Raw genomic sequence first — 26,429 nt, forward strand, 5'->3', positions numbered from 1 at the left:
CCAGAATCAGCACACATTTTTGACATTTATCCATCGCCGCAGGTCAATGAACGGCTGCAAAACTGATGAAGTTTCGAAGCCTGCAATCAGCACATATTTTTGACGATCCGCTCCGAAAACCACACCTCAGCCCCCCACCCGGAAACCCTTCTCTTGCACAATCACCCCACCAGCACACAATCCCAGCACCGATAACCGCCACCCCAAGACCACCAAGCCCAGCACATATCCCCTCAAGTCACCCCCACCCACCAAAAAGCACCATCCCGAAATCAGGATGGTGCTTTCCCGAGCCACCTAGCCGAAGCTAAGCAACGTGCAGCAATTAGGACGCAGCTGGAGCGTTAACGTCCTCAGGCAGTGCAGCCTTTGCAGCGTCGCACAGTGCGGCGAATGCTGCGGAATCGTTGACAGCCAGCTCCGCGAGGATCTTGCGGTCAACCTCGATCTCAGCCAGGCGCAGGCCCTGGATGAGGCGGTTGTATGTCAGGTCGTTCTGACGAGCTGCAGCGTTAATGCGCTGGATCCACAGCTTGCGGAACTCTCCCTTGCGTGCGCGGCGATCGCGGAACGCATAGGTCTGGGAGTGGAGCATCTGCTCCTTGGCCTTGCGGTACAGGCGGGAGCGCTGACCACGGTAGCCCTTGGCGGAGTTGAGTACTTCGCGACGCTTCTTCTTAGCGTTCACAGAGCGCTTGACACGTGCCACAGTGATACGTCCTTTTCTAAGTCTTTATGGTGCGGGATGGTTCGAAAGGGGTGGGGCAGGAAAAGATTAGGCCTTGCCCAGCAGGCGCTTCATGCGCTTGGTATCGGCTGGCGATACGTCCTTGTCCCCCTTCAGGCGGCGGGTGCGCTTGGAAGGCTTGCCTTCCAGGAGGTGGCGGCGATTAGCCTGCTCACGACGCAGCTTGCCGGAACCGGTGATCTTGATGCGCTTTGCGGCACCCTTGTGAGTCTTCTGCTTCATTAGTGAAATCCTCTAGCGTTTTTGGGGTGTCTACGAGGGACTACTTCTTGCCCTTGCGGATCGGGCCGATGACCATCGTCATGTTGCGACCGTCCTGCTTGGGGCGGGACTCAACGATGCCGAATTCTTCGACGTCGTTGGCCAGTCGCTCCAACAGGCGGTAGCCCAGTTCCGGACGTGATTGTTCACGGCCGCGGAACATGATGGTCACCTTGACCTTGGATCCCTTTTCGAGGAAGCGGATTACGTTGCCCTTTTTGGTTTCGTAATCGTGATCATCGATCTTCGGGCGGAACTTCTGTTCCTTCACCACGGTCTGCTGCTGGTTCTTGCGTGACTCGCGGGCCTTCTGGGCCTGCTCGTACTTGAACTTGCCGTAGTCCATGATCTTGGCGACGGGCGGCTTGGCGTTCGGCGCGACCTCAACTAGGTCAAGGTCTGCTTCATAGGCCAGCTTGCGTGCATCATCAGTTTTGACGATCCCGACCTGTTCTCCGCCCGGACCGACGAGTCGGACCTCAGGGACTCGAATGCGGTCGTTTATGCGAGCTTCAGCGCTAATGTGAACTCCTCAGTCAGCAGTGGTTATAGGTTTAATACCGATTACTGCCAGTGAGTTCCCCGAATCCCCCAACACCATTGCACGCTGCGCGCATGCCGAAAATTTTTTTCGACGCCACGCTCTTGGCGTGCTGATGACCCGAGCCCAATCACACGAGGTGACGGTCACAGGTGGGAGAAGGAACTCCACTTGCAGTCCATATCCATCCGGAAGTGGCCAATAACTGCATGTCGCGAACGTGCGTCATGCAATGTACAGACGATTCCCGAGGGAATACAGACGGTAGTGCGATTGACTATATCAGTGGCTTATCCAGACACAAAATTGCATCGGTGGTAATTTTTAGACATGAACGCGCCTAGGCCCACGCTGACAGACATTCGCAATGCCGCTCGCCGTGCAGCGCAGTCACACGCTGAGTTGGCGAACATGTTGGATCAATATATCGGTGATCCTGCGAGGTCCGCTAATCAGCAGTCTCCTCAACACGGTGCCGCACCATTCTCTGTTGCCCAGGGCCGCTCCCCCCAGAACCCTTCGCCGCAAACTGTGCCGCGCCCCGTACCGCAGCCGGCATCCAACAATCAGCCCGTGCCACCGTCCTTCCCCGCGTATCCAGGTGCGCAGCGCCCGCAGATGCAGCCAGTAGCGGGCAACCAGTATGGAGCTGGTGTGCGGGCGAGTGTGGCGTCGGAAAAGAAGAACCTCAATCCGCTGCAACAGTGGTGGCAAAGGGAAGAGACGGTCACCAAGGTGCTGGCTGTCGTGGGCGGGCTGATCACGCTGATTGGCCTGGTTTTCCTGGCCACGCTCGCTTACTCCACGGGCATCCTGGGCCCGAGCTCGTCGGTGATCCTCGCGGCGATCGTTACGATCCTGATCTTCGCGACGGCCTTCCGCGCTCACAGGAACCAGCCGTCGGGGGTTACTGCCCCGGCGATGATCGTGGTCGCGGTGCTGGGAGGGCTGGCAGACCTGTGGGTTGCTGTCTTCAAACTGGAGTGGTTAAGCGAAATTACAGGTTCGGTGCTCACCACGCTGATCTGCATTGCCGGGCTGGCGGTGGCGTACCGATGGAACCAGGAGAAGCTGGCCGTCATAGTCACGCTGCTGTCCCCCGCTTTCATCACGCCCGTGTTCCTAAACGTTGTCCATGACACGCACTTCTCCCCTGCCATCCCCGGGTGTATCGCGGCCACCGCACTGGCGGCCTTCGGCGCGCGCTGGGGACGCCCGTGGATCAATCTGCACGCCGCAGCCTGCGCCATCTTTGTGCTGGGCATCGCGCTGACTTGGGAATCCCCGCACTGGACGTTCATCTTCTCCGCTGTGGGAGTGGCCGTACTGATCGTTTTCTCCTACGACCAGCCCGTGATACCGCGGCCACTGACTGTCGCCGCGTGGCTCGCGGTCCTGCTTGCTCCGATTGTGGTCACGGTCGATTACACAATCTTCTACCTCATATTTGAGGTCATCATCTTCGGATTGGTGCTGGTGTGGGCATTCGCGCAGCACGGCTCGGCTCTGTTCCCGGCCAAGCCTGCTCCGCTTCCAGATAATGCCTCGGCGGCCGTCTACGTCAGTGCAGTGTCTGTGGTCGCGACGCTCATCATCGAGTACAACATCACCCTCAACGTGTGGTTCTTGGTGGGAATCATTGGGCTGTGTGCGCTGGTCATTGCTCTATTCCCAAAGGTGCATCCTGCCGCGACGGATCTCGCCGCCGCGGGTGCCCTGCTCACTGCCCTAAACGCCACCGCCCGGTTGTTGACCTTCAATGACTTCGAAGGCGATCAAGGAATCAACGTATTCGATCACTGGATCCTGCCGGCGGCTGCATCGCTGGCCTTGGCCCTATACTTCTTCCAACGCAAGCGCACGTTTACGGAGATGCAGATCCCTGTTGTGCTGGGCGCGGCCACACTCCTCACGGCCTCGTCCATCATCCCCGGCACCTTGCTGCTGATCGATAAGTCAGAGATGAGCTTCATGCTGGGCCACATGATCATCTCCGTCAGCTGGATTGTCTTGGGCATCCTGCTGCTCAGCCGCGACGGCGATCTATGGAAGCGCCTGGGCCTGGCGCTGGCCCTGGCTGCGGTGGCGAAACTGGTATTCTTCGACCTATCAATTCTGGGCGGTGTGGTGCAGGTGCTGGCCTTCATCCTCAGCGGTGCGATTCTGCTTCTGGCTGCGTTCCAGCGGGAGAAGCTCTTCGGTAAGAAGTCCGCGCCCACCACCCCCCAGAACCCTTCTTCCAGAAACTAGAAACCTCGTGGCCACCTACGGGCCGAAGAAGTAGTCGCTGCGCCCCTCTCTGCAGCTCAGCCCTCAGCCGCTCAATCACTCAGCAGCAAACAGAACCGAATCAGTTCTGAGCTGCCAGCATTGGCTTGAGGTACTGGCCCGTGTAGGAACCCTTCACCTTGGCCACGTCCTCCGGGGTGCCTTCGGCAACCACTGTGCCGCCACCGGAGCCGCCTTCTGGGCCCATGTCCACAATCCAGTCTGCGGCCTTGATCACGTCTAGGTTGTGCTCGATGACCACCACCGAGTTGCCCTTGTCCACCAGCGACTGAATCACCATCATCAGCTTGCGGATGTCCTCAAAGTGCAGGCCTGTGGTGGGCTCGTCGAGGATGTAAACGGTCCGCCCGTTGGAGCGCTTCTGCAGCTCTGCGGCCAGCTTCACGCGCTGCGCCTCACCACCGGACAAGGTGGTGGCGGCCTGTCCCAAGCGGACGTAGCCCAAGCCAACCTCCACCAAGGTGTCCAAGTAGCGAGAGATCGAGGTGACCGGCCGGAAGAACTCCGCTGCTTCCACGATCGGCATTTCCAGCACCTGGGAGATGTTCTTGTCCTTGTAGTGGACTTCCAACGTCTCGCGGTTGTAGCGAGCACCGTCGCACACCTCACACGGAACGTAAACATCCGGTAGGAAGTTCATCTCGATCTTCAGGGTTCCGTCACCGTGGCAAGCCTCGCAGCGTCCACCCTTGACGTTGAAGGAGAATCGGCCCGCTGTGTATCCGCGCACCTTAGCCTCGGTGGTCTCGGCGAAGAGCTTACGGATCTTATCGAATACGCCGGTGTACGTCGCCGGGTTGGAACGCGGGGTGCGGCCGATCGGGCTCTGGTCCACCTGCACCAGCTTGTCCAAGTGCTCCAGGCCGGTGACCTTCTTATGGCGGCCCGGAACCAGGCGAGCGTGGTTCAGGTTGTTCGCCAGAGTCTTGGCCAGAATGCCGTTGATCAGCGAAGACTTGCCAGAACCAGACACACCAGTGATGCACGTCAGCACGCCCAGAGGGATGTCAACGTTCACGTTCTGCAGGTTGTTTTCCTGCGCGCCGTGAATGGTGAGCTTCCGCTCGGAATCAATCTCCCGGCGCTGATCAGGAACCGCCAAAACGCGCTTGCCGTTGAGGTACTGACCAGTGATGGAACGCTCCACCTTCTCAATACCCTGCGGCTCGCCCTGGTAGACCACCTCGCCGCCGTATTCACCGGCGCGCGGGCCAATATCCACCAACCAGTCCGCGGTGCGGATGGTTTCCTCATCGTGCTCCACCACGATCAGAGTGTTGCCCAGATCGCGCAAGTTCTCCAACGTGCTGATCAGGCGCGTGTTATCGCGCTGGTGCAAGCCGATGGACGGCTCGTCCAACACGTACAGCACGCCCGCCAGACCGGAACCGATCTGCGTGGCCAAGCGAATACGTTGCGCCTCGCCACCAGACAGCGTGCCCGCGGAACGGGACATGGACAGGTAGTTCAGGCCCACATCCAACAGGAACTTCAGACGAGCCTGAATCTCGCGCAGCACCGCACCTGCGATTATCTCATCGCGCTTAGAAAGCGAGAGGTTGTCCAGGAAGGAGCTGGCGTCGGCAATAGAAAGGTTGGACACATCGGCGATGGACAACTCCTTGGAACCGGAAGCGATGGTCACGGCCAATACTTCCGGCTTCAGGCGGCTGCCGTCACACGTGGGGCACGGAACTTCGCGCATGTAGCTGCGGTAACGCTCCTTGGACCACTCGGAATCCGTCTGATCCAGCTTGCGCTGCAGAAACGGCATCACACCCTCGAAAGGCGCGGAGTAGTTGCGCGTGCGACCGTAGCGATTGCGGTAGCTGACCTGGATATGCGTGGAATGCCCGTTCAGCACGGCCTTCTGCTGCTTCTTGTTCAGCTTGTTCCACGGGGTCTTGGGGTCAAAGCCCATCTCGCCGGCAAGGGCAGTCAATAGCTTCACGAAGTACTTGCTGTTCGGGCTGGAATCCCATGGTGCGATCGCGGAAATCAGCGGCGCATCCTCATCGGGGATTACCAGCTTCTCGTCTACCTCTAGGCGAGTACCCAAACCATCACAAACGGGGCAGGCACCATAAGGCGAGTTGAAGGAGAACGTGCGAGGCTCCAGCTCATCCAGGGTCAGCTCGTGGCCGTTAGGGCAGGCCATCTTCTCCGAGAACCGGCGGATGCGTTGCGGATCATCGTCGGCGAGCCCCACCATGTCCAGCACCACGATGCCATCGGCCAAACGCAGCGCTGTCTCCACCGAATCCGTCAGGCGCTGTTTCTGCGAAGGCTTGACCTGCAGGCGGTCCACCACCACGTCAATATCGTGCTTGACCTGCTTTTCCAGCTTCGGCGGATTGGACAGCTGGTGCACCTCGCCGTCCACGCTGACGCGGGAGTAGCCCTGGGATGCCAGATCCTCAAACAGGTCCACGAACTCGCCCTTGCGGGTGCGCACCACGGGCGCGAGCACTTGGAACTTCAGGCCCTCTTCCATGTCCAGCACTTGGTCCACGATTTCCTGCGGGGTTTGCCGCTGGATGATCTCGCCACACTCCGGGCAGTGAGGCACACCGGTGCGGGCGTAAAGAAGACGCAGGTAGTCGAAGATTTCCGTCACCGTACCCACGGTGGAACGTGGGTTGCGGTTGGTGGATTTCTGGTCGATGGACACCGCGGGACTCAGGCCCTCGATCAGGTCCACGTCCGGCTTGTCCAGCCGGCCCAAGAACATGCGCGCATAGGAGCTCAGGGACTCCACGTAACGTCGCTGCCCCTCGGCGAAAATCGTGTCGAAAGCCAGCGAGGACTTTCCGGAACCCGAAAGCCCCGTGAACACGATCATTTTGTCACGCGGCAAATCGATGTCCACGCCCTTGAGATTGTGCTCTCGAGCTCCCCGGACAACCAATCTATCGGCCACTTACACTCCTCATTTCTTCATTCCGCTGGCGCTGCGGGCTCGTGGACGTACTGATGCCACCCAAAGGCTTAAGTTTACGCGAACAGCGAAATCACACGGAACCCCGGATTCTCCACTACGGTGCGTGCCATGGCTTCACATTCTGATTCTTCCGTCCCCGAGATCCGTCATCTTGGTCACCCGCGTGCCGTGCAATCGGTTTCTTTGCGTGCCGACGCCACCCTCATTCACACCAGCGTTGATCCCATGGACAACAACTGTTGGTTCCTGGTGAGCCCCACGGGTGATGCGCTGCTGATCGATGCAGCCAACGATGCTGAACACCTGCTGCAGGTGGCGCGTAATTTCCAGATCCGCATTACGGACGTGTTGACCACTCATCGACACGACGATCATGTGCAGGCGTTGGTGGATGTGCTGGAGGCGACCGGAGCAAAGCACCATTCGGGCCGTTTCGATGCTGACGCCCTGCCCGCACGCGTGGATGAAACCTACGGCACTTATGACGGCCTGCCGGAAGACCTCCGCTTGGCTGGCGACTTTCGCGACTTCGCGCTGCAGGCGGTGGAACTGCGCGGACACACTCCGGGTGGCATCGCGGTGTTAGCGCTGAACCCCACGTATTTTACGCCGGGGCGAGCTTTTGTCGGAGATTCCTTGTTCCCCGGTGGCGTGGGTAAGACCACGAAGGACGAGGATTTCCAGCAGCTGCTCAGTGATGTGGAAACGCGCATTTTGAATCTTCCGGAGGACGTAATCGTCCACCCTGGCCACGGCGATTCCACCACGGTGGGTGCAGAGCGGCCACAGGTGGATCAGTGGCGCGAGCGTGGCTGGTAGCTGCTCAGATGCACACTGCGGGAAAATTTCTTGGACGTGAACCCGCAACCGCGTCGCACAAGGGATGAAATTATGTAGGCTTAATTTCTAGCTGGATAATTTCCATACGAAATTTCTCACAAGGAGTGGTGAATAATGATCCGCACAGTTGCACGCCCACTGCTGGCGTCTGTGTTCGTTCTCGACGGTGTTCAGATGCTGAAGAACACCAGCGATTACACCGAAGAGACCGCTGACATGGTGAAGAATGCACGCCGCATCCTTCCTCCGAACGTCGCAGGTTACATCCCTAATGACACCGAAACCGCAGTGCGCGTCTTGGCTGGTAGCAAGATCGCCGGTGCTGCTCTGCTGGGTTCCTCTAAGGCTCCTCGCTTGGGCGCTGGCATCCTGACCGCCGTGCAGATCCCTACCTCCATCCACCGCAACGCTTTCTGGTCTGCCAAGGACAAGGCTGCCAAGAAGGACAAGCAACGCGGCCTGATCACCGACCTGGCTCTGCTGGGCGGACTGGTCATTACCACCGCAGACACCGCTGGTAAGCCAGGTCTGGCTTGGCGCGTACAGAAGGCTATGCCGGGCAAGTCCGAGCAGGAAAAGATGATCGCCAACGCGCAGGATCAGGCAACTGACATCTTCTCCAAGGCCAAGGAAAACGCCATCGCTGGCAAGGAAGCAGTAGCGAACTACGTAGACGACCACTCTGACGAGTGGAAGGACACCGCAGCTGACCTCCGCGACAAGGCCGTTGAGCTGGGTGGACAGGCTAAGGAGTTCGCCACCGAGCAGGCTGATACTCTGTCCGTCCAGGCTGCTGACCTGAGCGATCGCGCCCGCGAGCAGAGCCAGGAACTACGTAAGCAGGGCAAGAAGGCACAGAAGAAGGCCCAAAAGCGTGCTCAGAAGGAAGCGAAGAAGGCACAGAAGAAGTACCGTCGCTAAAGACCGCTGCATCTGTGCGCTGAGGATTCCTCCGCGCTAGCTAGTTGCCGGATTCGAGCTGAAAAGCTCGGGTCCGGCTTTTAAGTTCTCTCCCGGCCCCCATAGCCACGTTTTCAAGACAAGCGTCAAGGATTGATGACAGAACACTCTCTCCCCTCGCGGCCTGCCGGTCACGGTGCCCGCCCCGAGTCCGCTGCGCATTCAGCTCTGGCGGGCGAACAAGCGCATTTGGATGACCTTTTGCGTCGGATCGATGATGCGCGGGCGGAACTGGAACGTCGCCTGAAGAACGTCCGCAAGGAAGCAGATATTGATGACCCTCAGGGTCTGATGATGCGTGACCGCGAAGCGATGGACATCAATCACCGCCTCGAGTCCTACTCCGCCGCGGAGATCGGCCTGATGTTCGGACGGATCGACGTGGAAGACGAGGATCCGGAAAATCCTGTTCCTTCCTCCCCCAGCTCCACTGCAGAAGGACTGTCCTTGGATCGCCGTTACATCGGCCGCATCGGCTTGCACGATGACGACGAGTCCATGCGCACGCTGCTGATGGACTGGCGCGCTCCCATGGCGCGCCCCTTTTACCTGGCCACGACCCTGCATCCGGATGGTGTGCACACTCGCAGGCACATCAAGACGCGCGGTCGCACTATCGTCAGCGTGGCTGATGAGAGGCTCATGGCCCGAGACGGAGACGGCCCAGCCCCCGCGGTGGAAGACGAACAAGCCACCGGTGCCACCGTGGCCACCGAAGCTGCCCTGTTGGATGCGGTCACGCGGGCTCGATCCCTGCACATGCGCGATATCGTGGAGACCATCGCCGCGGAGCAGGACACGATCATCCGCTCAGAGCATCGCGGAGTAACCGTGGTGCAGGGAGCTCCGGGCACGGGCAAGACCGCAGTGGCGCTGCACCGTGCCGCCTACTTGCTGTACACGTGGCGCGAGATTCTGGAGAAGTCCGGCGTGCTGATCATCGGGCCCAACGATCGCTTCTTGACCTATATCTCCCAGGTGCTGCCATCGCTCGGCGAAACCGGCGTGGTGCTGGCCACTCCGGGCACCCTGCTGCCGGGCATTACCACCGTGGCAGAGCGCTCGCTTTTGGCGCGCGAAGTCAAGGGTTCGCTGGAGATGCTCACCATCCTGGCCGATGCCGTCAAGACCTGGCAGAGCATGCCCGATCAGCCTCGGGACTTCACCATCGACGGTGTCACAGTCACCCTGACCCCGCGCATGGTGCGCGCGGCCCGCACGCGGGCACGCCGTTCGCGTCGGCCGCACAATCAGGCCCGCCCCTTGTTCGTGGAGCATGTGGTTCGTTCTTTGGCCGACGCCATGGCCGAGACCATCGGCGCCGATCCCCTGGGTGGCCACAATTTGCTGTCTGAGCGCGACCGCGCGCAACTCCGCGAGGACTTAGGCAATGAGGCGGTCATCGTGGAGGCGCTGGAAGAATACTGGCCCGAGCTGACCCCAGAAGCAGTGCTGGAACGGCTGTTTGCTCACCCCGAGGAGGCCGCCCCGGAGTACGACGAACAAACGTGGGCAGGTTTGCGTCGAGAAGAAAAACAAAACACCGAAGGGACCGAAAACCAGGCCACGACCTGGACTGACGCGGACGCTCCCCTGTTAGACGAGCTGGCTGACCTCTTGGGACTCATCGACGACGAAGAGGCCGCCGCCAAAGAACGCGAGGCCTGGCTGGAGCGGATCGCGGAAGCACAGGAAGCACTGGACATCCTCACCGGCTCGGCGACCCAGGACCTCGACGATGGCTTCGCGCCAGAAGTGCTCATGGCCTATGACGTGATCGATGCCGAGACCTTGGCCGACCGCCAGCGCGTGCGCGATACCCGCACCACCGCGCAGCGTGCCGCCAAGGACGTGCGATGGGCATTCGGGCACGTCATCGTCGACGAAGCTCAGGAACTTTCGGAGATGGCGTGGCGGATGATTTTCCGCCGCTCCCCCAACCGGTGGATGACCATCGTGGGCGATCCCGCGCAGACGGGCAACCCCGCCGGCGTGGAGACGTGGACGCAGGCGCTCTCGCCGTTCGTCGCCGACCGCTGGCAACTGCACCAGCTGACGGTGAACTACCGCACGCCTGCCGATATCGCCGCGCTGGCCGATCGCCTGTTGCGATGGATCGCCCCAGAACAAGCGGCCACCGTGTCCCTGCGCGAGCATGGCACCGGGGTGCGCGTGGCAACGGACGTGGAGGCCGCGGTTCGGCAGGCACGCAAGCTGGCCGGCGACGGGTTGGTCGGTGTGATTTTTTCCGACGACACCACCGTCGATCCCGCCCTATCCGATGAGCACACCATGGCGGCGAAGGTCTCCGATATCAAGGGGCTGGAGTTCGACGAGGTGGTGCTGGTGGATCCACAGGCGATCGCCGCGGCGTCCCCGCAGGGGCTCAACGACGTGTACGTGGCGATGACTCGTGCGACCCAGGGACTGACGCTGGTGGTTACAGAGTCGCAATGGGAGCAACTGGGCAGCGCCGAGGAAATTGTGGATTTGCTGGTCTAATTCCGCAGGTCTAATCCCGCTGTTCTAGTCCACCGTGTGGACGATCATCGTGTCGCAGTTGGATTGGCGCGCCAGATCTGCGGGCACGCTGCCCAGCAGGCGGCCGGTCAGAGAGTTAATCCCGCGGTTTCCCACCACCAGCAGATCACCCTCTACGTCCGTGACGATGGCCATGAGTGCCTCCACGGGAGAACCGGGACGCATCTGCGTGCTGACGTTTTCCACGCCCTCTGCCTTAGCCACGGCGACGGCAGAGGAGAGTGTCTCATCTGCGGACGCGTCCCCAATCACAGCTTTCGAATCTCCGCGTGGGGAAGACAAAGCATCGGCGTCGGACTCATAATACGCCGAGGCCAGAACCAGTTTCGCCCCGAATGCTGAAGCGATTCCCGCTGCTCGCCTGACCGCCAAGAGGGAGGAGTCCGATCCGTCAGTTCCCACCACAATGGTCTTGTACATATAAGCTATCCTACAGTCCGGCTTCCTTCATGCCCTTGAGTTCCTTATTCAAATCCGCGATCTCATCGCGAAGGCGACCGGCTAGCTCAAACTTCAGCTCGCGCGCAGCTTCCTTCATCTGCAGGGTCATGCTGGCGATCAACTGCTCGAGCTCTGGGCGAGCCATCGACTTCGCTTCGGCTGCCGCTGAGGTGGCCGTCTCCCCTGTCATGCCTAAGATCGCTTCGTCCGCCTTCACCGCGTTCTTAGACGCGCCCGATGCATCGGGATCCTCGCCAAAGTCCGCCACCTGATCCAGGATGTCCGCGATCTTCTTACGCAGCGGCTGCGGATCAATGTTGTGTTCCTTGTTGTACGCGATCTGCTTTTCCCGGCGGCGCTCTGTCTCGTCAATCGCGAACTGCATCGAATCGGTGATTTTATCGGCGTACATGATCACCTCACCCGAGACGTTACGAGCGGCACGGCCGATGGTCTGAATCAAGGAACGAGTAGAGCGCAGGAAGCCTTCCTTATCGGCATCCAGAATTGCCACCAGGGAGACTTCCGGCAGGTCCAAGCCCTCACGCAGCAGGTTGATGCCCACCAGCACGTCGTACTCGCCCAGCCGCAGCTGGCGCAGCAGCTCCACGCGCTTGAGGGTATCGATGTCCGAGTGCATGTAGCGCACCTTAATGCCGTGCTCGAGGAGGTAGTCCGTGAGGTCCTCAGCCATGCGCTTAGTCAGCGTGGTCACCAGAACGCGCTCCTGCTTTTCCGTGCGCTGGCGAATCTGCTCGATCAGGTCATCGATCTGCCCGTCGGTCGGACGCACCTCCACCTTCGGATCAACCAGGCCGGTGGGACGAATCACCTGCTCCACGTACTCGCCACCGGCGGCCGCGACTTCATAATCGCCCGGGGTGGCGGACATGTAAACACACTGCCCCTTGCGGTCATCGAACTCTTCCCAGGTCAACGGGCGGTTATCCAGTGCCGACGGCAGGCGGAAACCGTGCTCCACGAGGTTGCGCTTGCGGGAGGCATCGCCCTCGAACATGCCGCCGATTTGTGGCACGGTCACGTGCGACTCGTCGATGATGGTGAGGAAGTCCTCCGGGAAGTAGTCGATCAGCGTGGCGGGGGCACTACCAGGAGCGCGACCGTCGATGTGGCGCGAGTAGTTCTCAATGCCGCTGGTGAAGCCCACCTGCTGAATCATTTCCAGGTCATACTCCGTGCGCATGCGCAGGCGTTGCGCTTCGAGCAGCTTGCCCTTGCCTTCGAGTTCCTGGAGCCGTTCCTCGAGCTCTTCCTTGATGGCCTTGATGGCCTTTTCCATGCGGTCCGGTCCCGCCACATAGTGCGTGGCCGGGAAAATGCGCAGCTCTTCCACCTCGCGGATGACGTCGCCCGTCAACGGGTGGATGAAGTAGAGGGCATCGATCTCATCGCCGAAGAACTCCACGCGCACCGCCAGCTCCTCGTAGGCGGGGATGATATCCACCGTGTCGCCCTTCACCCGGAATGCGCCGCGAGTGAACGCCACATCGTTTCGGGTGTACTGAATATCCACCAACAAGCGGAGGAACTGATCGCGTTCCACTTCCTCGTTGACCTTCAGCCACACCGAACGGTCCAAGTAAGACTGTGGAGTACCCAAACCATAGATACAGGAAACGGAGCTGACTACCACCACGTCGCGTCGCGAAAGCAACGCCGAAGTTGCGGAGTGGCGCAGACGCTCCACGTCCTCGTTGATGGAGGAATCCTTCTCGATGTACGTATCCGACTGCGCGATATACGCCTCTGGTTGGTAGTAGTCGTAATAAGAAACGAAGTACTCCACCGCATTATTCGGCAGCAAGCTGCGCAGCTCGTTCGCCAGCTGCGCCGCCAGCGTCTTGTTCGGAGCCATCACCAACGTGGGGCGCTGGGTCTTTTCAATCAGCCACGCAGCAGTCGCGGACTTACCGGTACCAGTCGCGCCAAGCAGAACCACGTCCCGCTGCTTGTCTTCCAAACGCTCTGCCAGTTCCGCAATCGCCTTGGGCTGATCACCAGCAGGCTGGTAATCGCTGATGACTTCGAAGCGCCCATCGGCGCGTTCCACGTCCCCGACCGGCCGGAATTCGGAATAGGACAGTTCGGGGCGCTCTGCTGCAAATGCCATGTGTCCAGTCTAGCGACAGGCAGGTCAGCGGTTGGCGACAGTCGTACTCCAGAACCGATCGACCTGGGCAAGCAGCTCGTCCACCGTTCCACCGTTGTCCATCACAGTATCGGCAGCCGCGAGCCTGGAATCACGGTCAGTTTGGGCTTTGATCCGAGCCTTGGCGTCGGACTCATCAAGACCCCGAGACTCCACGAGACGCCGCACACGCACCTCATCGGGCGCATCGACCACCAGAACATGGTCCACCCGGGAGGTCTCCCCGTTTTCGATGAGAAGAGGCATGTCGTAGACCACCACGTCCTCCCCTGCCTGTTCCGCCTGGGCAAACAACGCATTCGTGCGCTCGCGAATGCGCGGATGAGTGATGGAATTCAGCTTCTCCGTGGCCTCCGGGGTAGCGAATGCCTGCCGCGCCAACTCTGCGCGGTTGAGCGTTCCATCCTCGTTGAGAACTCCTGCAAACGCCGCATCCAGTTCTTTGAGGGCAGGCTGCCCCGGTTCCACGATCTCGCGAGCCACCTTGTCCGCGTCAATGATCACGGCTCCGAGATCCTGCAAGCGCTGAGAAACAGTTGATTTACCCGAGCCGATTCCGCCCGTCACGCCGATTTTCCACATGACGATCAGTCCTACAGCGAGCCCTTGGCCAGGTTGCACTGGTAGAGGCTCACGGCCATGTTCGTGTAATCGATGCGGATGAAGTTCGCGAGGTCATAATCCTCCTCGGCGACGGCAGCGTCCCACAGCTCCTTGATCTCAGCCAGCTGGTTCTCCAACTTCGTGCACGCGGAACTGCTTCCCAGCGCGTCTCCGATGGAGGATCCCAGCGACCCTCGAGCAGCCTCTTGGATTGGAGGCAGAGGCTGAAGATCCTCCGCAGCCATCGCAGGCGAAGCCAAACCGGCGCTCAACAGCGCAGCGCTAGCGAACAATACGGGCAGCCTGCGGGCACGGGATACAAAATGCATGCCCAAAAATCTACATGACCAGTTCCTGCAACGCATGGCAGTACTAGATATATTGTGCGAATATCTTGTTCCATGAACGTTTCTTGGGATTCCCCTACTTCTCCGCGGCCTTTTTCCACTGCGATTGCGGCGCTCGCCACAGCCAGCGTGGTCGCTGGCACCCTCGCGGCAGCCACCTCTCTGTCCACCGGCACCGCCAGCGCCGATCCCTGCGATACCTATCGCCCCAGCCTCGGCGACCAACTGGCTGCCTCTAGCTTGGGTGAGTCCCTCGGTTCGGGTTCCTCTGCTCCCAGCTGGCTGACGGGCCACCCAGAAGGCCTGCCGCAGTTGTCCGGCAACACTCAAGCCATGAATTTCCTCACTGGTCCCAACAGCCCCGATACGCTGCGGATGAAAGGTCTGAACTCCACGGACTTGGGCATCATGTGGGATGCCGGGGATTCCCGCGTTTTGGCCGCTTTCGGCGATAGCTTCACCTGCGGCGCCAACGGCGACGGCTGGCACTCCAACTCCCTGTTCCAAACCCACGACGAAAATCCTTCCAATGGCATCTTCTTGGAAGGCCCCGCCACCGGTTCCCGTTCGGAGGAGTTCCTCCCCCGCTCGCTGAAGATCGACAAAGTAGAGATGACCATCATCCCTACCGCTGGTATCGAAGTAAACGGCGCGCAGTACGTGGACTTCATGTCCGTGAAGCACTGGGGCAATCCCGGCAGCTGGACCACGAACTATGCGCAGACTGCAAAGTCCACCGACGGCGGCAAGACCTGGTCCGTGGTTCCTAACTCAATGCGCACCAACACGTCCGCCTCGAATGATTCCCGCCTCCCCACCCTGGTTGCTCACCAGCCAGGTGCGGAGAACTTCCAGATGACCGCCTTTGCCAAGACGCCATCTGCGGACGGCTTCGTCTACGTGTACGGCACCCCCAACGGCCGTTCGGGTCAGGCTCGTCTGGCTCGCATCCCCGAGGCTTCGTTCCCCACCTGGTCTGCCGCGGAGTTCTGGGATGGTTCTTCGTGGTCGTCTTCCATGTCCCGTGCAACCCCCGTTATCGACGGCAGGGTTTCCGAACTTTCGGTGATGTACAACGATCAAATTGAGGCGTGGCTTGCGCTATACGAGACCACGGAAGGCATCGTGATCCGCAAGGCAGATTCTCCAGAAGGCCCATGGAGCGACAAGCACACGCTGGTGTCCCGCACCCAGGTGCCGGATCTGTATGGCGGGTACATGTTCCCGCACCAAGTAAATAACAGCTTGTACTGGGTGGGCACCTCGTGGGCGCAGTACAACGCGGTGGTCTTCAAGACTGATCTGAACGCCGTGTTCTGATCAGCGCTGGTCTGGCCTTCTTTGGTCTGGCCTTTCCTAGTCTGACGTTCTTTGGTTGGCGCGAGCTTATCCAAGACACAAGAAAGTCCGCCTCCCAGCTGCTCGCTGGGAGGCGGACTTTCTTGTTACGCGTTATGCGCTTGAGCTACGTAGCTATCAGGCTAAGTTTAGCGCTCGAGGATAGCGACGATGCCCTGTCCACCTGCTGCACAGATGGATACGAGGGTACGGCCACCACCGTTTTCTTCCAGCACCTTCGCTGCGGTGGCCAGGATGCGGCCGCCGGTTGCTGCGAATGGGTGGCCGGCTGCCAAGGAGGAACCCTTGACGTTGAGCTTCGCGCGGTCGATGGATCCCAGTGGGGCATCCAGACCCAGACGCTCGCGGCAGTACTCTTCGGATTCCCAAGCCTTCAGGGTAGCCAGGGTCTGGGAAGCGAATGCCTCGTGGATCTCATAGAAGTCGAAGTCCTGCAGGGTCAGGCCGTTGCGCTCCAGCATGCGTGGCACTGCGTAGGTTGGGCTCATCAGCAGGCCGTCTGGGGTCAGGCCATCGCGGCCGTGGATGAAGTCCACGGAAGCAACCTCGGAATCAACCAGGTATGCGCGCACTGGCAGGTTGTGCTCAGCAGCCCACTCCTCGGAGGCCAGCAGCACAGCGGATGCGCCGTCGGTCAGTGGGGTGGAGTTACCGGCGGTCATGGTTGCCTCGGTGCCGTGAGCCTCTGCATCGCGCTTGCCGAAGACTGGCTTGAGCTTGCCCAGCTTCTCCACAGTGGAATCTGGGCGCAGGTTGGTGTCACGCTGCACGTTGAGGAATGGGGTCAGCAGGTCATCGAAGAAGCCTTCTTCGTAAGCCTTAGCCAGCTTCTGGTGGGACTCTGCGGCCAGCTGATCCTGGTCCTCGCGGGTGATTTCCAGTTCGCGAGCCGTGATGGCTGCGTGGTCACCCATGGACAGGCCGGTGCGTGGCTCGCCGTTGTTTGGCTGCTCTGGAGCCAGCTGGGATGGGCGGATGGAGCCCAGCAGCTTGACGCGGTCACCGGTGGTCTTGGCGTTGTTGACCTTGATGAGGGTCTTGCGCAGCTCGTCGTTGACGGCCAGTGGAGCATCGGAGGTGGTGTCCACACCACCGGCGATGCCGGCTTCGATGCGACCCATAGCGATGGCATCGCCAACCTGCACTGCGGCATCCAGGCCGGTGCCACAAGCCATCTGCACATCGTTGGCAGGGGTGGAGGAAGCCAGAGCGGAGCCCAGGACAACCTCGCGGGTGAGGTTGAAGTCACGGGAGTGCTTCAGCACGGCGCCGGCGCTGACGAAGCCCAGCTGCTCGCCCTGCAGGCCGTAGCGGGCCACGAGGCCGTCAACGGCCGCGGTCAGCATGTCCTGGTTAGAGGCGTTGGAGTACTCCTTGTTGGAGCGGGCGAAAGGAATGCGGTTGCCACCGAGGATGGCGACCTTGCGAGGAGATCCGTTAGTCATGTTCTGAATCACTCCATGTTGTCTGTTGGTTTGTCCGTCGTAATGCGGTTTAGCGTGCGCACTGCATCAGAATATGAGCTGTGGCAGAAGCCTTACCCAAAACAATACGGTGTTCGCGATCACACCGTAGAATTATACATGAGATCATATATTGTCTCGGTGGCGCTCTAGGGCGAATCCCGCGTTATCGCTGGTGAACGCACCACCCCGGACATGGTCTCCACCCTGTACTCGTAATTTCGCTAACCTAGACCCCGAAACCGAGTCTCTAAAACGACATTCTCTAAAGGAGTCATTTTCATGTCTACCCCTCAGAAGGACGCATTCCAGCAGTTCCTGGACTCTCCCGCCGGCAAGTTCCTAGCACCAAAGGTGGGACTCCCACAGCCTGAGAAGCTACGCCGTTACGAGAAGGGCGAGCCTGCTCTGGACGGCACCGTCCTCGTGGGTGGCAATGGTCGCCTGGCTGAGTCAGTCAAGTCCCTGCTGTCCGGCGACTACGATGTCACCTCTACCGCCGGTGAGAACAAGCACGCTGCCCTCGTTTTCGACGCCACGGGCATCAAGCGTCCAGAGGATCTCAAGGAGATCTACGAGTTCTTCCAGCCAGTAATGCGCCAGATCAAGCCATCCGGCCGCATCCTGGTTCTGGGCACCACTCCTGAGTCCATCGACGACGTTGACGAGCACATCGTTCAGCGTGGCCTCGAGGGCTTCACCCGCTCTGTCGCCAAGGAGCTTCGCCGCGGAGCAACCGCTCAGCTGGTCTACGTTGACCCAGCCGTCTCCGACGACCTGTCCGGCGTGGAGTCCACCCTGCGCTTCGTTCTGTCCGGCAAGTCCGCGTTCGTTGACGCTCAGGTTATCCGCGTCGGCGCCGAGGGCGCACAACTTCCTTCCAACTGGGATAAGCCATCCGAGGGCAAGATCGCCGTTGTTACCGGTGCTGCACGTGGCATCGGCGCTACTATCGCCGAAATCCTGGCCCGCGACGGCGCCAAGGTCATCTGCGTGGACATCCCAGCAGCTGGCGAGGGCCTGACCGAGACCGCTAACAAGGTCGGCGGCACCGCGCTTCCTCTGGACGTCACCGCACCTGAGGCTGCTGACAAGCTCAAGGAGCACGCCGAGCAGCGCCACGGTGGACCAATCGACATCATCGTCCACAACGCTGGTATCACCCGCGATAAGCTGCTGGCCAACATGGACGAGGGTCGCTGGAACTCCGTCATGTCCGTCAACCTGATCGCCCCAGTGCGCATCACCGAGAAGCTGCTGGAAAACGGTGGTCTCGCAGACAACGGTCGCGTCATCGGTGTGGCATCAATCGCCGGTATCGCAGGTAACCGCGGACAGACCAACTACGGCCTGACCAAGGCTTCCGTCATCGGCATGGTGGACGCTCTCTCCGAGAAGCTGGCTTCCAAGGGCATCACCGTCAACGCTGTGGCCCCAGGCTTCATCGAGACCCAGATGACCGCCGCCATCCCATTCGGCACCCGCCAGGCCGGTCGCCTCATGTCCTCCCTGTCCCAGGGTGGACTGACCGTAGACGTCGCAGAGACCATCGCTTACTTCGCCACTCCAGCATCCAGCTCCGTGACCGGCAACGTTGTCCGCGTCTGTGGCCAGTCCCTGCTCGGCGCTTAATAAGCCGGCACGCTGGCGTCGAAAAAAGAATTCCACGAAGAATTTAAGGAAGGACCACAGGAAACCATGAGTAATACGGTCACCTACAAGGAACTGAGCTCGATCCCTGTCCTGATGGATGAGTACCGCAACGCGGTCAAGGACGTCATCCCTGGCATCGGCGAAAAGCGCAGTGCGAAGGAAAACCCGAAGACCGCGTATGAGGTCAAGGGTGTCACTGTCGACATCGCCCACCTCGCCGCATACACCAGCGCGACGGGACTGCGTCTGGGCAATGAACTGCCTCTGACCTACCCTTACGTGCTGTCATTCCCACTGGTCATGAAGGTGCTCACCGCATCGGATAGCCCGTTGAATGCCATGGGACTGGTACACCTCAACAACAAGATTGAGCAGAAGCGCCCGCTGACTGTCGAAGACACTTTTGACATCCGCGTACACGCTGACAATCTGCGTCCGCAGAACAAGGGCGTGCTGCTGGATCTCATCACCGAGGTTTCCGTTGACAGCGACGTGGTATGGACACAGACCAGCGCATTCCTGTCCAAGGGCGCAAAGCTGTCCAGCTCCTCGCCATATAAGGACAAGCCAGCAGAAGACGGACGTCTGCTGGGCACCGCGGAAGCCACCGAGGGCACTCCAACCTCGACCATCCGCGTGACCCCAGAAGACATCAAGGTCTACGCAGAGGCTTCCGGAGACAAGAACCCTATTCACGTCTCCAACCTGGGCGCGAAGGCTTTCGGCTTCCCTGGAACCATCGCCCACGGAATGTGGTCCACTGCTGCCGCACTGCGCGCTCTGGAAGGCCTGATTCCAGATGCAGTGCGCTACGAGATTGACTTCGCCAAGCCAGTGGTTCTGCCAGCTAGCGTTGCACTGTTCTCCTCTCAGGGTGCCAATGGCACTTGGGAGCTGCAGCTGCGCAAGGCATCCAAGCTGGAGACCCTGCACGCTAATGCGAAGCTCGAGGAGCTCTAACAATTCATATGTGAACTAGGCGAGCTTCACGCACTGTGAACTTGCAGCCCCGACCCTTTTCTAAAAAGAGGGTCGGGGTTTTCGCATATCTAAAGAAGGTCATGAATATATAGCAAACTCCGGGTGAACAATTCGGATTCGGCTTGTGTGCATTTGCCACCGGTTCTGCCAGCCAAGAAACTCTTAAGAAGAACCACTTGACGTTGTGCGTTCACCCGAGTCAGGAGATTACGACACAAAATGACCCTCACAGATAACCCCACCGTGGCAGGCACCGCCTCCCCGGCATCGGGCCTAGGAAACGACAGGACGTGGCACCTGTTCTTCGGCCTGATGACCGCTGCCACCCTCATCTGGTTTATTTTCTGGTCCAAGGACAACATCAACCCGGGTGCCCACATGGCACTCATGATTGTCACCATCATCTTGGGCTGTTTCATGGCCTTCAACATCGGCGGCAATGACGTCGCCAACTCCTTCGGCACCTCCGTGGGCGCAGGAACCCTGTCCATGAAGCAGGCACTCCTTGTTGCAGCAGTCTTCGAAGTCGGTGGCGCGCTGCTCGCCGGCGGCGAAGTCACGGACACCGTCAAGTCCGGCATTGTTGACCTCGAGGGCGTCAACATCATGCCGATGGACTTTGCCTACATCATGCTCGCCTCGCTGGTCGGCGCAGCACTGTGGCTGTTGATCGCAACAATGATGGGCTGGCCTGTCTCCACCACCCACTCCATCATCGGTGGCATCGTCGGTGCAGCCGTGACCACCGGCTACATAACGGACTCCATCGCAGATCCCTGGGCAATGGTCCAGTGGGGTGGCATCATCCAGATCGTTATCAGCTGGTTTCTGTCTCCAGTGCTTGGCGGTATCGCTGCCTTCCTGCTGTACGGAGCAATCAAGAAGTCCGTGCTGGTCTACAACGATCGCGCGAAGGACAAGCTCAAGGAAGTTAAGAAGAAGCGCAACGAGTACCGCAAGTGGCACAAGGAATTCTTCAAGGGTCTCACCCAAGAAGAACAGTTGGAGTACAACAACGCGATGGCTCGCGATGCTGTCACCACCCAGGAAGAGGGCTACTCCTACGAGGACCTCGATTCTGACTACTACCGCAAGCTCTACAAGCTGCACGAGAACGCTGACGACGTAGAAGCTCACCGCGCACTGGTGACCTGGGTTCCTGTCCTGGCCATGATCGGTGGCATGATCATCACCTCGATGATGTTGTTCAAGGGCCTGAAGAACACCGGTCTGCACCTGTCCAACCTGGGCAACTTGGTAACCATCTTGATGATCGGCGCAGCAATCTGGATGGCGGTCTACATCTTCGCCAACACGATGAAGCACCGCGATCTGGACCGCTCCACGTTCATTCTGTTCTCCTGGATGCAGGTTTTCACCGCATCTGCGTTTGCGTTCTCTCACGGCTCTAACGACATCGCTAACGCTGTGGGTCCGTTCGCTGCCGTACTGGACGTGATCAAGTCTGACGAGATCCGCGGAGAAGCTGCTGTTCCTACTGCCCTGATGGTTGCAGCCGGTGTGGCACTGATTTCCGGCCTGTGGTTCATCGGCCGCAAGGTGATCTCCACTGTGGGTACGGGCCTCACCAAGATGCACCCGGCAACAGGCTTTGCTGCCGAGCTCTCCGCCGCTGGTGTGGTTATGGTCGCTTCCCTGCTGGGTCTGCCAGTTTCTTCCACCCACATCCTCATCGGTGCAATCCTCGGTGTGGGTCTGGTGAACAAGAACGCTAACTGGGGCCTGATGCGCCCTATCGCCCTGGCATGGGTGATCACGGTGCCTGCCGCTGCTGCAGTGGCTGCTGTCTCCGTTATGGTTGTGCGCGCGGTCTTCGGCGCATAGTTGTTCTGCTAACGCACGACTAAGGCCCGCTCCAGGTTCACTACTTGGGGCGGGCCTTAGTTCTGTTTAGTGCGAGTTCAGCGTGGTAGCGCGCGGGGCGCTACCGGGAGACTGAATTACTCAGCGCCTCCGGCGAGCTTCTCGCGCAGAGCAGCGAGCTGCTCGTCAGAAGCCAGGGTGCCGGCATCCTCGTTGGAATCAGCAGCTGGTGCGGACTCGGAAGAGGAGGACTCAGAGGAGTAGCCACCTTCGCCGGCCTCTGCAGCTTCAGCTGCAGCTGCACGGTTGCGCTCGATCTGAGCGGTGTGCAGGGTGTGGCGACGCTCTGCCTCTGCGTAGCGCTCTTCCCAAGCAGCGCGCTGGGTCTCAAAGCCCTCGAGCCATTCGTTGGTCTCTGGGTCGAAGCCCTCAGGGAAGATGTAGTTGCCCTGCTCGTCGTAAGAGTCAGCCATGCCGTACTTGGATGGGTCGAACTCTTCGGTGTAGTCCTCGTCAGCCTGCTTGAGCGACAGGGAGATACGACGACGCTCGAGGTCGATGTCGATGACCTTGACCATGGCATCCTGACCAACGGTGACAACCTGGTCTGGAACCTCCACGTGGCGCTCGGCCAGCTCGGAGATGTGAACCAGGCCCTCGATTCCCTCTTCGACGCGAACGAATGCGCCGAATGGAACCAGCTTGGTGACCTTGCCCGGAACGATCTGACCGATGGCGTGGGTGCGTGCGAATACGCGCCAAGGGTCTTCCTGGGTTGCCTTCAGGGACAGGGACACGCGCTCGCGGTCCAGGTCGACGTCGAGAACCTCAACGGTGACCTCGTCGCCCACGGTGACAACCTCAGATGGGTGATCGATGTGCTTCCAAGACAGCTCGGAGACGTGAACCAGTCCGTCTACGCCGCCCAGGTCCACGAATGCACCGAAGTTGACGATGGAGGACACGACGCCCTTGCGGACCTGGCCCTTCTGCAGCTGGTGCAGGAACTCGGAGCGAACCTCGGACTGAGTCTGCTCGAGCCATGCACGGCGGGACAGCACAACGTTGTTGCGGTGCTTGTCCAGCTCGATGATCTTGGCTTCGATCTCCTGACCGATGTATGGCTGCAGATCGCGAACACGACGCATCTCGACGAGGGATGCAGGCAGGAAGCCACGGAGGCCGATGTCCAAGATGAGTCCACCCTTGACAACCTCGATGACGGTACCGGTGACTGGCTCGTCCTTTTCCTTGAGCTCTTCGATGGCACCCCATGCACGCTCGTACTGTGCGCGCTTCTTGGAGAGGATCAGGCGGCCTTCCTTGTCCTCCTTGGTGAGGACAAGTGCGTCGATCTCGTCGCCGACTTCAACGACCTCGCTGGGGTCTACGTCGTGCTTGATGGAGAGTTCCCTGGAAGGAATGACACCCTCGGTCTTGTAGCCGATGTCGAGGAGAACCTCGTCCTGATCGACCTTGACGACGGTGCCTTCGACAATGTCACCATCATTGAAGTACTTGATGGTGGCATCGACCGCAGCGAGGAAATCCTCAGCGGAGCCAATGTCATTGATGGCTACCTGAGGGACGTTGTTGGTGGACATGTAGTAGTAGTCTCCGAAACGGATAGGAAATAGGATTGGACAGTTACAAAGGACGCACAGAATTGAGCATTCTGGCGCACAACGTAAAAGACCTTACACCAGCCCCTTTTCCTGCGCAAACAGGGGACCTACCATGTCTCCGGCGAGGGCGCTAGGCAACGCGGAACCTTGATCCGCAGACCCGCCGTTCCGCAGAAACCTAGTGCGCCGCCAAATCCCAGTTCTTGCCGTGTCCCGCGGAGACATCCAGCGGCACGCGCAGGGACACTGCGTGATCCATCTCTTGAGTCAGCAGCTCTGACATCTGCTCCAGCTCCCCTGGCGCAACCTCCACCACGAGTTCATCGTGGACCTGCAGCAGCACGCGAGACTTGTACTCCCCTGCGCGCAGAGCACAATCCACGCGCAGCATCGCGATCTTGATGATGTCCGCCGCGGTGCCCTGAATCGGCGCATTCAGCGCTGCACGCTCAGCGTTTTCCCTGGCCACACGATTGCTAGAACTCAACTCCGGCAGGTAGCGACGACGCCCGAACAGCGTCTGGGTGTATCCATCTTCGCGGGCGACCTCCACCACGTGGTCGAGGTAGTTCTTCACCCCGCCGAAGCGCTCGAAGTAGTTCTCCATGATGCCCTTGGCCTCACCGGCACTGATCTTCAGCTGCTGCGACAGACCAAAAGCGGACAGTCCGTAAACCAAGCCATAAGACAAGGCCTTCACCTTGCGTCGCAGCTCCGGCGTGACCTCGTCCACCGGCACATCGAACACGCGGGAACCCACGTAATTGTGCAGGTCCTCCCCCGATTGATACGCCTCGATCAGCCCGGCATCCTCAGACAGGTGCGCCATCACGCGCATCTCGATCTGGGAGTAGTCAGCCGTCAACAAGGTCTCGTAGCCCTCGCCCACCAAGAACGCCCCACGAATCCGACGCCCAGCCTCGGTACGCACAGGAATGTTCTGCAGGTTCGGGTCAGACGAGCTCAGACGGCCCGTCGCGGAACCCTTTTGATTAAAGGTGGTGTGAATGCGGCCGTCGTCGGCAATAGCCTCCACCAAACCATCGATCGTAGACTTCATCTTTTGGTACTCACGGTGAGCCATCAGATGAGCCAAGAATGGGTGGTTGGACTGCGCCGCGAGCTTCTCCAACTCACCAGCAGCAGTGGAATAGCCCGTCTTAGTCTTCTTGGTCTTCGGCAAATCGAAGTCCTCAAACAGAACCTTCTGCAGCTGCTTCGGGCTGGAGAGGTTGAGCTTTAGGTCATCCGCAATCTCGCGCGCCGCGGCCACTTCCTCAGCCAGCTTCGCGCCATAGTCCTCGCTGAGCTCCTCCAGCAAGTCTCGGTCCACTGTGATGCCCACGTGCTCCATGCGCGCCAGGATCAAGCTCAGCGGCACTTCCATGTCGAAGTACAGCGCCGATTGCCCCGCTGCATCCAGCTCCGGGTTCAGCGTCTTGATCAGCTCAATGACCGCTTGGGCGCGCTCCAATGGCGTGGCCTTTTCCGAAAGCTCGCGCCCCGCATGCCGCTGCAGCACATCACTCAACGCGCCCGTGCGCACGTCCGGGCGCAGTAGGTACGCGGCCAGAGAAGTATCGTGTTCCACCCCGTTCAGTTCCATATCGAAACGCTGTAGCTGATGGAACGTTTCCTTCGCGTTGTGCAGCCACTTCGGCTTGCTGGCATCGGCGAGCCAGTCGGTGAGTGTGGCGTCGTCCTTAGGATCTAGACCGGGGAGGTCCAGTTCCACACCCACGTTGTCCTTGTCCAGGATCGCGATGGACTCCCCCACAACCTCCACCGCAACCCCGGTGCGCTTCTTCAACCACGTGGCCAGCTTGCCGGGCTTGATCTCCTCTTGGGTGATGGGGATCTGATCGGTGTCCTCGAATTCCACGCCCAGCGTGCGAAACGCGCGGTTACGCAGGGTGGCTCCGAACTGCAGATCTTCGAAGACCTGCAGCGCCTCGTTGGCGTCCACCTCGGCGGGCTTGAGATCATCCATGGAATCCACCACGTCCAGGTCGCGCACCATTTCCGTGATCTCGCGTGCGAGCTTGACGTTATCGATGTTCTCCCGCAGAGACTCGCCGACCTTGCCCTTGATGTCATCCATCACATCAATCACGCCATCGAGGCTGCCGTACTGCGTGATCCACTTCTGCGCGGTCTTTGGGCCCACCCCGGGAACGCCGGGCATGTTGTCCGAGGTATCACCGCGCAGCGCCGCCAAGTCCGGGTACTGCGTAGGAGTCACGCCGTACTTCTCCTCCACGGCTTCTGGGGTGAAACGGTGCAGGTCAGACACACCCTTGAGCGTGTACAGCACGGTGACATCATCGTTGACCAACTGCAGGGAATCGCGATCGCCGGTGCAGATCAGCACCCGCATTCCCGCCTTCTGCCCCAAAGTGGCGAGGGTGGCAATGATGTCATCTGCTTCGTAGGCCTCTTTGTCAATCGTTTCGACGCCAAGGGCCTCCAAAGACCTGCGGATCAACCCAATCTGACCTTTAAACTCATCCGGGGTGGCAGGGCGCTGCGCCTTGTAGGCGGGAAATGACTCTTCGCGGAAAGTCGGACCCGAGAGGTCAAAGGCAGCGGCCACGTGCGTGGGCTGCTCCTTTTCCATCAGGCCGAGGAACATTCCGAGGAATCCGTACACCGCATTCGTGTGCTGCCCACCCGTGGTGGAGAAGTTCTGGGCGGGCAGCGCGTAGAAAGCTCGGAAGGCTAGGGAGTGACCGTCCAGCAACAGCAGCGTGGGGCGGTCATCGGTGGCATCTTTTCCAGCGGAACTCATGCTTGCCGAGTCTAGTAGAAGCCCGAGACAACGTTGGCCGAGACTACTGGGACT

The 26,429-nt window shown here is 60.0% G+C and carries 19 protein-coding genes; 8 read left to right on the forward strand and 11 right to left on the reverse strand.

What is annotated here, in order from left to right; translation table 11 throughout:
• Positions 1–325: 325 nt before the first annotated feature.
• The 3 genes from rplT to infC form a co-directional block, all read right to left on the reverse strand.
• A complete protein-coding gene (gene rplT / locus IM764_RS00080) occupies positions 326–709 on the reverse strand; it encodes a 50S ribosomal protein L20 (RefSeq protein WP_099298873.1) in 384 nt (127 codons plus the stop codon).
• 66 nt (positions 710–775) lie between these two features.
• Positions 776–970: a 50S ribosomal protein L35 gene (gene rpmI / locus IM764_RS00085; RefSeq protein WP_099298874.1), complete on the reverse strand. Its 195-nt coding sequence runs from the start codon at positions 968–970 to the stop codon at positions 776–778.
• 40 nt (positions 971–1,010) lie between these two features.
• Positions 1,011–1,532, reverse strand: coding sequence for a translation initiation factor IF-3 (gene infC / locus IM764_RS00090; protein WP_234990877.1), 522 nt, complete (start codon positions 1,530–1,532; stop codon positions 1,011–1,013).
• Between the two features lie 348 nt (positions 1,533–1,880).
• Here infC and IM764_RS00095 point away from each other — a divergent pair, with 348 nt between their 5' ends.
• Complete coding sequence (locus IM764_RS00095; protein ID WP_194186445.1) at positions 1,881–3,800, forward strand: DUF2339 domain-containing protein; 1,920 nt, start codon at positions 1,881–1,883, stop codon at positions 3,798–3,800.
• A gap of 100 nt (positions 3,801–3,900) precedes the next feature.
• On the opposite strand, the gene uvrA is transcribed toward IM764_RS00095, so the two are convergent.
• Positions 3,901–6,759, reverse strand: coding sequence for an excinuclease ABC subunit UvrA (gene uvrA, locus IM764_RS00100; RefSeq protein WP_194186446.1), 2,859 nt, complete (start codon positions 6,757–6,759; stop codon positions 3,901–3,903).
• 129 nt (positions 6,760–6,888) lie between these two features.
• Between uvrA and IM764_RS00105 the strand changes: the two genes are divergently transcribed.
• The 3 genes from IM764_RS00105 (at position 6,889) to IM764_RS00115 (ending at position 11,082) form a co-directional block, all read left to right on the forward strand.
• A complete protein-coding gene (locus IM764_RS00105) occupies positions 6,889–7,599 on the forward strand; it encodes an MBL fold metallo-hydrolase (protein WP_228073181.1) in 711 nt (236 codons plus the stop codon).
• Positions 7,600–7,734: 135 nt separating this feature from the next.
• Positions 7,735–8,541, forward strand: coding sequence for a DoxX family protein (locus IM764_RS00110; protein WP_099298878.1), 807 nt, complete (start codon positions 7,735–7,737; stop codon positions 8,539–8,541).
• A 135-nt stretch (positions 8,542–8,676) separates the two neighbouring features.
• The gene (locus IM764_RS00115) at positions 8,677–11,082 is read left to right on the forward strand and encodes an ATP-binding domain-containing protein (RefSeq protein WP_194186447.1); all 2,406 of its coding nucleotides are present in this window, start codon (positions 8,677–8,679) and stop codon (positions 11,080–11,082) included.
• A gap of 24 nt (positions 11,083–11,106) precedes the next feature.
• Here IM764_RS00115 and IM764_RS00120 read toward each other — a convergent pair whose 3' ends face one another.
• The 4 genes from IM764_RS00120 to IM764_RS00135 are packed head-to-tail and all read right to left on the reverse strand — an operon-like array spanning position 11,107 to position 14,664.
• On the reverse strand, positions 11,107–11,541 hold the full coding sequence (locus IM764_RS00120) for a universal stress protein (protein WP_099298880.1): 435 nt from the start codon (positions 11,539–11,541) through the stop codon (positions 11,107–11,109).
• 10 nt (positions 11,542–11,551) lie between these two features.
• On the reverse strand, positions 11,552–13,693 hold the full coding sequence (gene uvrB / locus IM764_RS00125; protein ID WP_099298881.1) for an excinuclease ABC subunit UvrB: 2,142 nt from the start codon (positions 13,691–13,693) through the stop codon (positions 11,552–11,554).
• A 24-nt stretch (positions 13,694–13,717) separates the two neighbouring features.
• On the reverse strand, positions 13,718–14,314 hold the full coding sequence (gene coaE, locus IM764_RS00130; RefSeq protein WP_194186448.1) for a dephospho-CoA kinase: 597 nt from the start codon (positions 14,312–14,314) through the stop codon (positions 13,718–13,720).
• 11 nt (positions 14,315–14,325) lie between these two features.
• The gene (locus tag IM764_RS00135; RefSeq protein WP_099298883.1) at positions 14,326–14,664 is read right to left on the reverse strand and encodes a hypothetical protein; all 339 of its coding nucleotides are present in this window, start codon (positions 14,662–14,664) and stop codon (positions 14,326–14,328) included.
• Positions 14,665–14,736: 72 nt separating this feature from the next.
• On the opposite strand from IM764_RS00135, the gene IM764_RS00140 reads away from it, so the two are divergent.
• A complete protein-coding gene (locus IM764_RS00140) occupies positions 14,737–16,002 on the forward strand; it encodes a DUF4185 domain-containing protein (protein ID WP_194186449.1) in 1,266 nt (421 codons plus the stop codon).
• A 167-nt stretch (positions 16,003–16,169) separates the two neighbouring features.
• Here IM764_RS00140 and IM764_RS00145 read toward each other — a convergent pair whose 3' ends face one another.
• Entirely contained in the window at positions 16,170–17,486 is a 1,317-nt protein-coding gene (locus IM764_RS00145; protein ID WP_099298885.1) for an acetyl-CoA C-acetyltransferase, read from the reverse strand.
• Positions 17,487–17,786: 300 nt separating this feature from the next.
• Between IM764_RS00145 and IM764_RS00150 the strand changes: the two genes are divergently transcribed.
• The 3 genes from IM764_RS00150 to IM764_RS00160 all read left to right on the forward strand — a co-directional run bounded on the left by IM764_RS00150 (position 17,787) and on the right by IM764_RS00160 (position 21,983).
• Positions 17,787–19,136, forward strand: a complete 1,350-nt coding sequence (locus IM764_RS00150; protein ID WP_099298886.1) for a 3-oxoacyl-ACP reductase — start codon at positions 17,787–17,789, stop codon at positions 19,134–19,136.
• A 66-nt stretch (positions 19,137–19,202) separates the two neighbouring features.
• Entirely contained in the window at positions 19,203–20,117 is a 915-nt protein-coding gene (locus IM764_RS00155; RefSeq protein WP_099298887.1) for a MaoC/PaaZ C-terminal domain-containing protein, read from the forward strand.
• A gap of 240 nt (positions 20,118–20,357) precedes the next feature.
• A complete protein-coding gene (locus tag IM764_RS00160) occupies positions 20,358–21,983 on the forward strand; it encodes an inorganic phosphate transporter (RefSeq protein ID WP_099298888.1) in 1,626 nt (541 codons plus the stop codon).
• Positions 21,984–22,099: 116 nt separating this feature from the next.
• Here the strand turns inward: IM764_RS00160 and rpsA are convergent, their stop codons facing one another.
• Together rpsA and polA are read right to left on the reverse strand one after the other, a co-directional pair.
• Complete coding sequence (rpsA, locus tag IM764_RS00165) at positions 22,100–23,566, reverse strand: 30S ribosomal protein S1 (RefSeq protein ID WP_194186450.1); 1,467 nt, start codon at positions 23,564–23,566, stop codon at positions 22,100–22,102.
• Between the two features lie 199 nt (positions 23,567–23,765).
• Positions 23,766–26,375 (reverse strand): DNA polymerase I, encoded by a 2,610-nt coding sequence (gene polA, locus IM764_RS00170; RefSeq protein ID WP_194186451.1) that lies wholly within the window; start codon positions 26,373–26,375, stop codon positions 23,766–23,768.
• Positions 26,376–26,429 lie beyond the last annotated feature (54 nt).

Source organism: Corynebacterium sp. ED61 (assembly GCF_015233855.1).
Taxonomy (GTDB): Bacteria; Actinomycetota; Actinomycetes; order Mycobacteriales; family Mycobacteriaceae; genus Corynebacterium; species Corynebacterium dentalis.

Bases quoted from the DNA above. Each gene is read 5' to 3' on its own strand.
- polA (WP_194186451.1), bottom strand. From the start codon at position 26,375: ATGAGTTCCGCTGGAAAAGATGCCACCGATGACCGCCCCACGCTGCTG.
- rpsA (WP_194186450.1), bottom strand. From the start codon at position 23,566: ATGTCCACCAACAACGTCCCTCAGGTAGCCATCAATGACATTGGCTCC.
- IM764_RS00160 (WP_099298888.1), top strand. From the start codon at position 20,358: ATGACCCTCACAGATAACCCCACCGTGGCAGGCACCGCCTCCCCGGCA.
- IM764_RS00135 (WP_099298883.1), bottom strand. From the start codon at position 14,664: ATGCATTTTGTATCCCGTGCCCGCAGGCTGCCCGTATTGTTCGCTAGC.
- IM764_RS00150 (WP_099298886.1), top strand. From the start codon at position 17,787: ATGTCTACCCCTCAGAAGGACGCATTCCAGCAGTTCCTGGACTCTCCC.
- IM764_RS00115 (WP_194186447.1), top strand. From the start codon at position 8,677: ATGACAGAACACTCTCTCCCCTCGCGGCCTGCCGGTCACGGTGCCCGC.
- IM764_RS00105 (WP_228073181.1), top strand. From the start codon at position 6,889: ATGGCTTCACATTCTGATTCTTCCGTCCCCGAGATCCGTCATCTTGGT.
- IM764_RS00095 (WP_194186445.1), top strand. From the start codon at position 1,881: ATGAACGCGCCTAGGCCCACGCTGACAGACATTCGCAATGCCGCTCGC.
- IM764_RS00110 (WP_099298878.1), top strand. From the start codon at position 7,735: ATGATCCGCACAGTTGCACGCCCACTGCTGGCGTCTGTGTTCGTTCTC.
- coaE (WP_194186448.1), bottom strand. From the start codon at position 14,314: ATGTGGAAAATCGGCGTGACGGGCGGAATCGGCTCGGGTAAATCAACT.
- rpmI (WP_099298874.1), bottom strand. From the start codon at position 970: ATGAAGCAGAAGACTCACAAGGGTGCCGCAAAGCGCATCAAGATCACC.
- uvrB (WP_099298881.1), bottom strand. From the start codon at position 13,693: ATGGCATTTGCAGCAGAGCGCCCCGAACTGTCCTATTCCGAATTCCGG.
- IM764_RS00155 (WP_099298887.1), top strand. From the start codon at position 19,203: ATGAGTAATACGGTCACCTACAAGGAACTGAGCTCGATCCCTGTCCTG.
- IM764_RS00145 (WP_099298885.1), bottom strand. From the start codon at position 17,486: ATGACTAACGGATCTCCTCGCAAGGTCGCCATCCTCGGTGGCAACCGC.
- IM764_RS00140 (WP_194186449.1), top strand. From the start codon at position 14,737: ATGAACGTTTCTTGGGATTCCCCTACTTCTCCGCGGCCTTTTTCCACT.
- IM764_RS00120 (WP_099298880.1), bottom strand. From the start codon at position 11,541: ATGTACAAGACCATTGTGGTGGGAACTGACGGATCGGACTCCTCCCTC.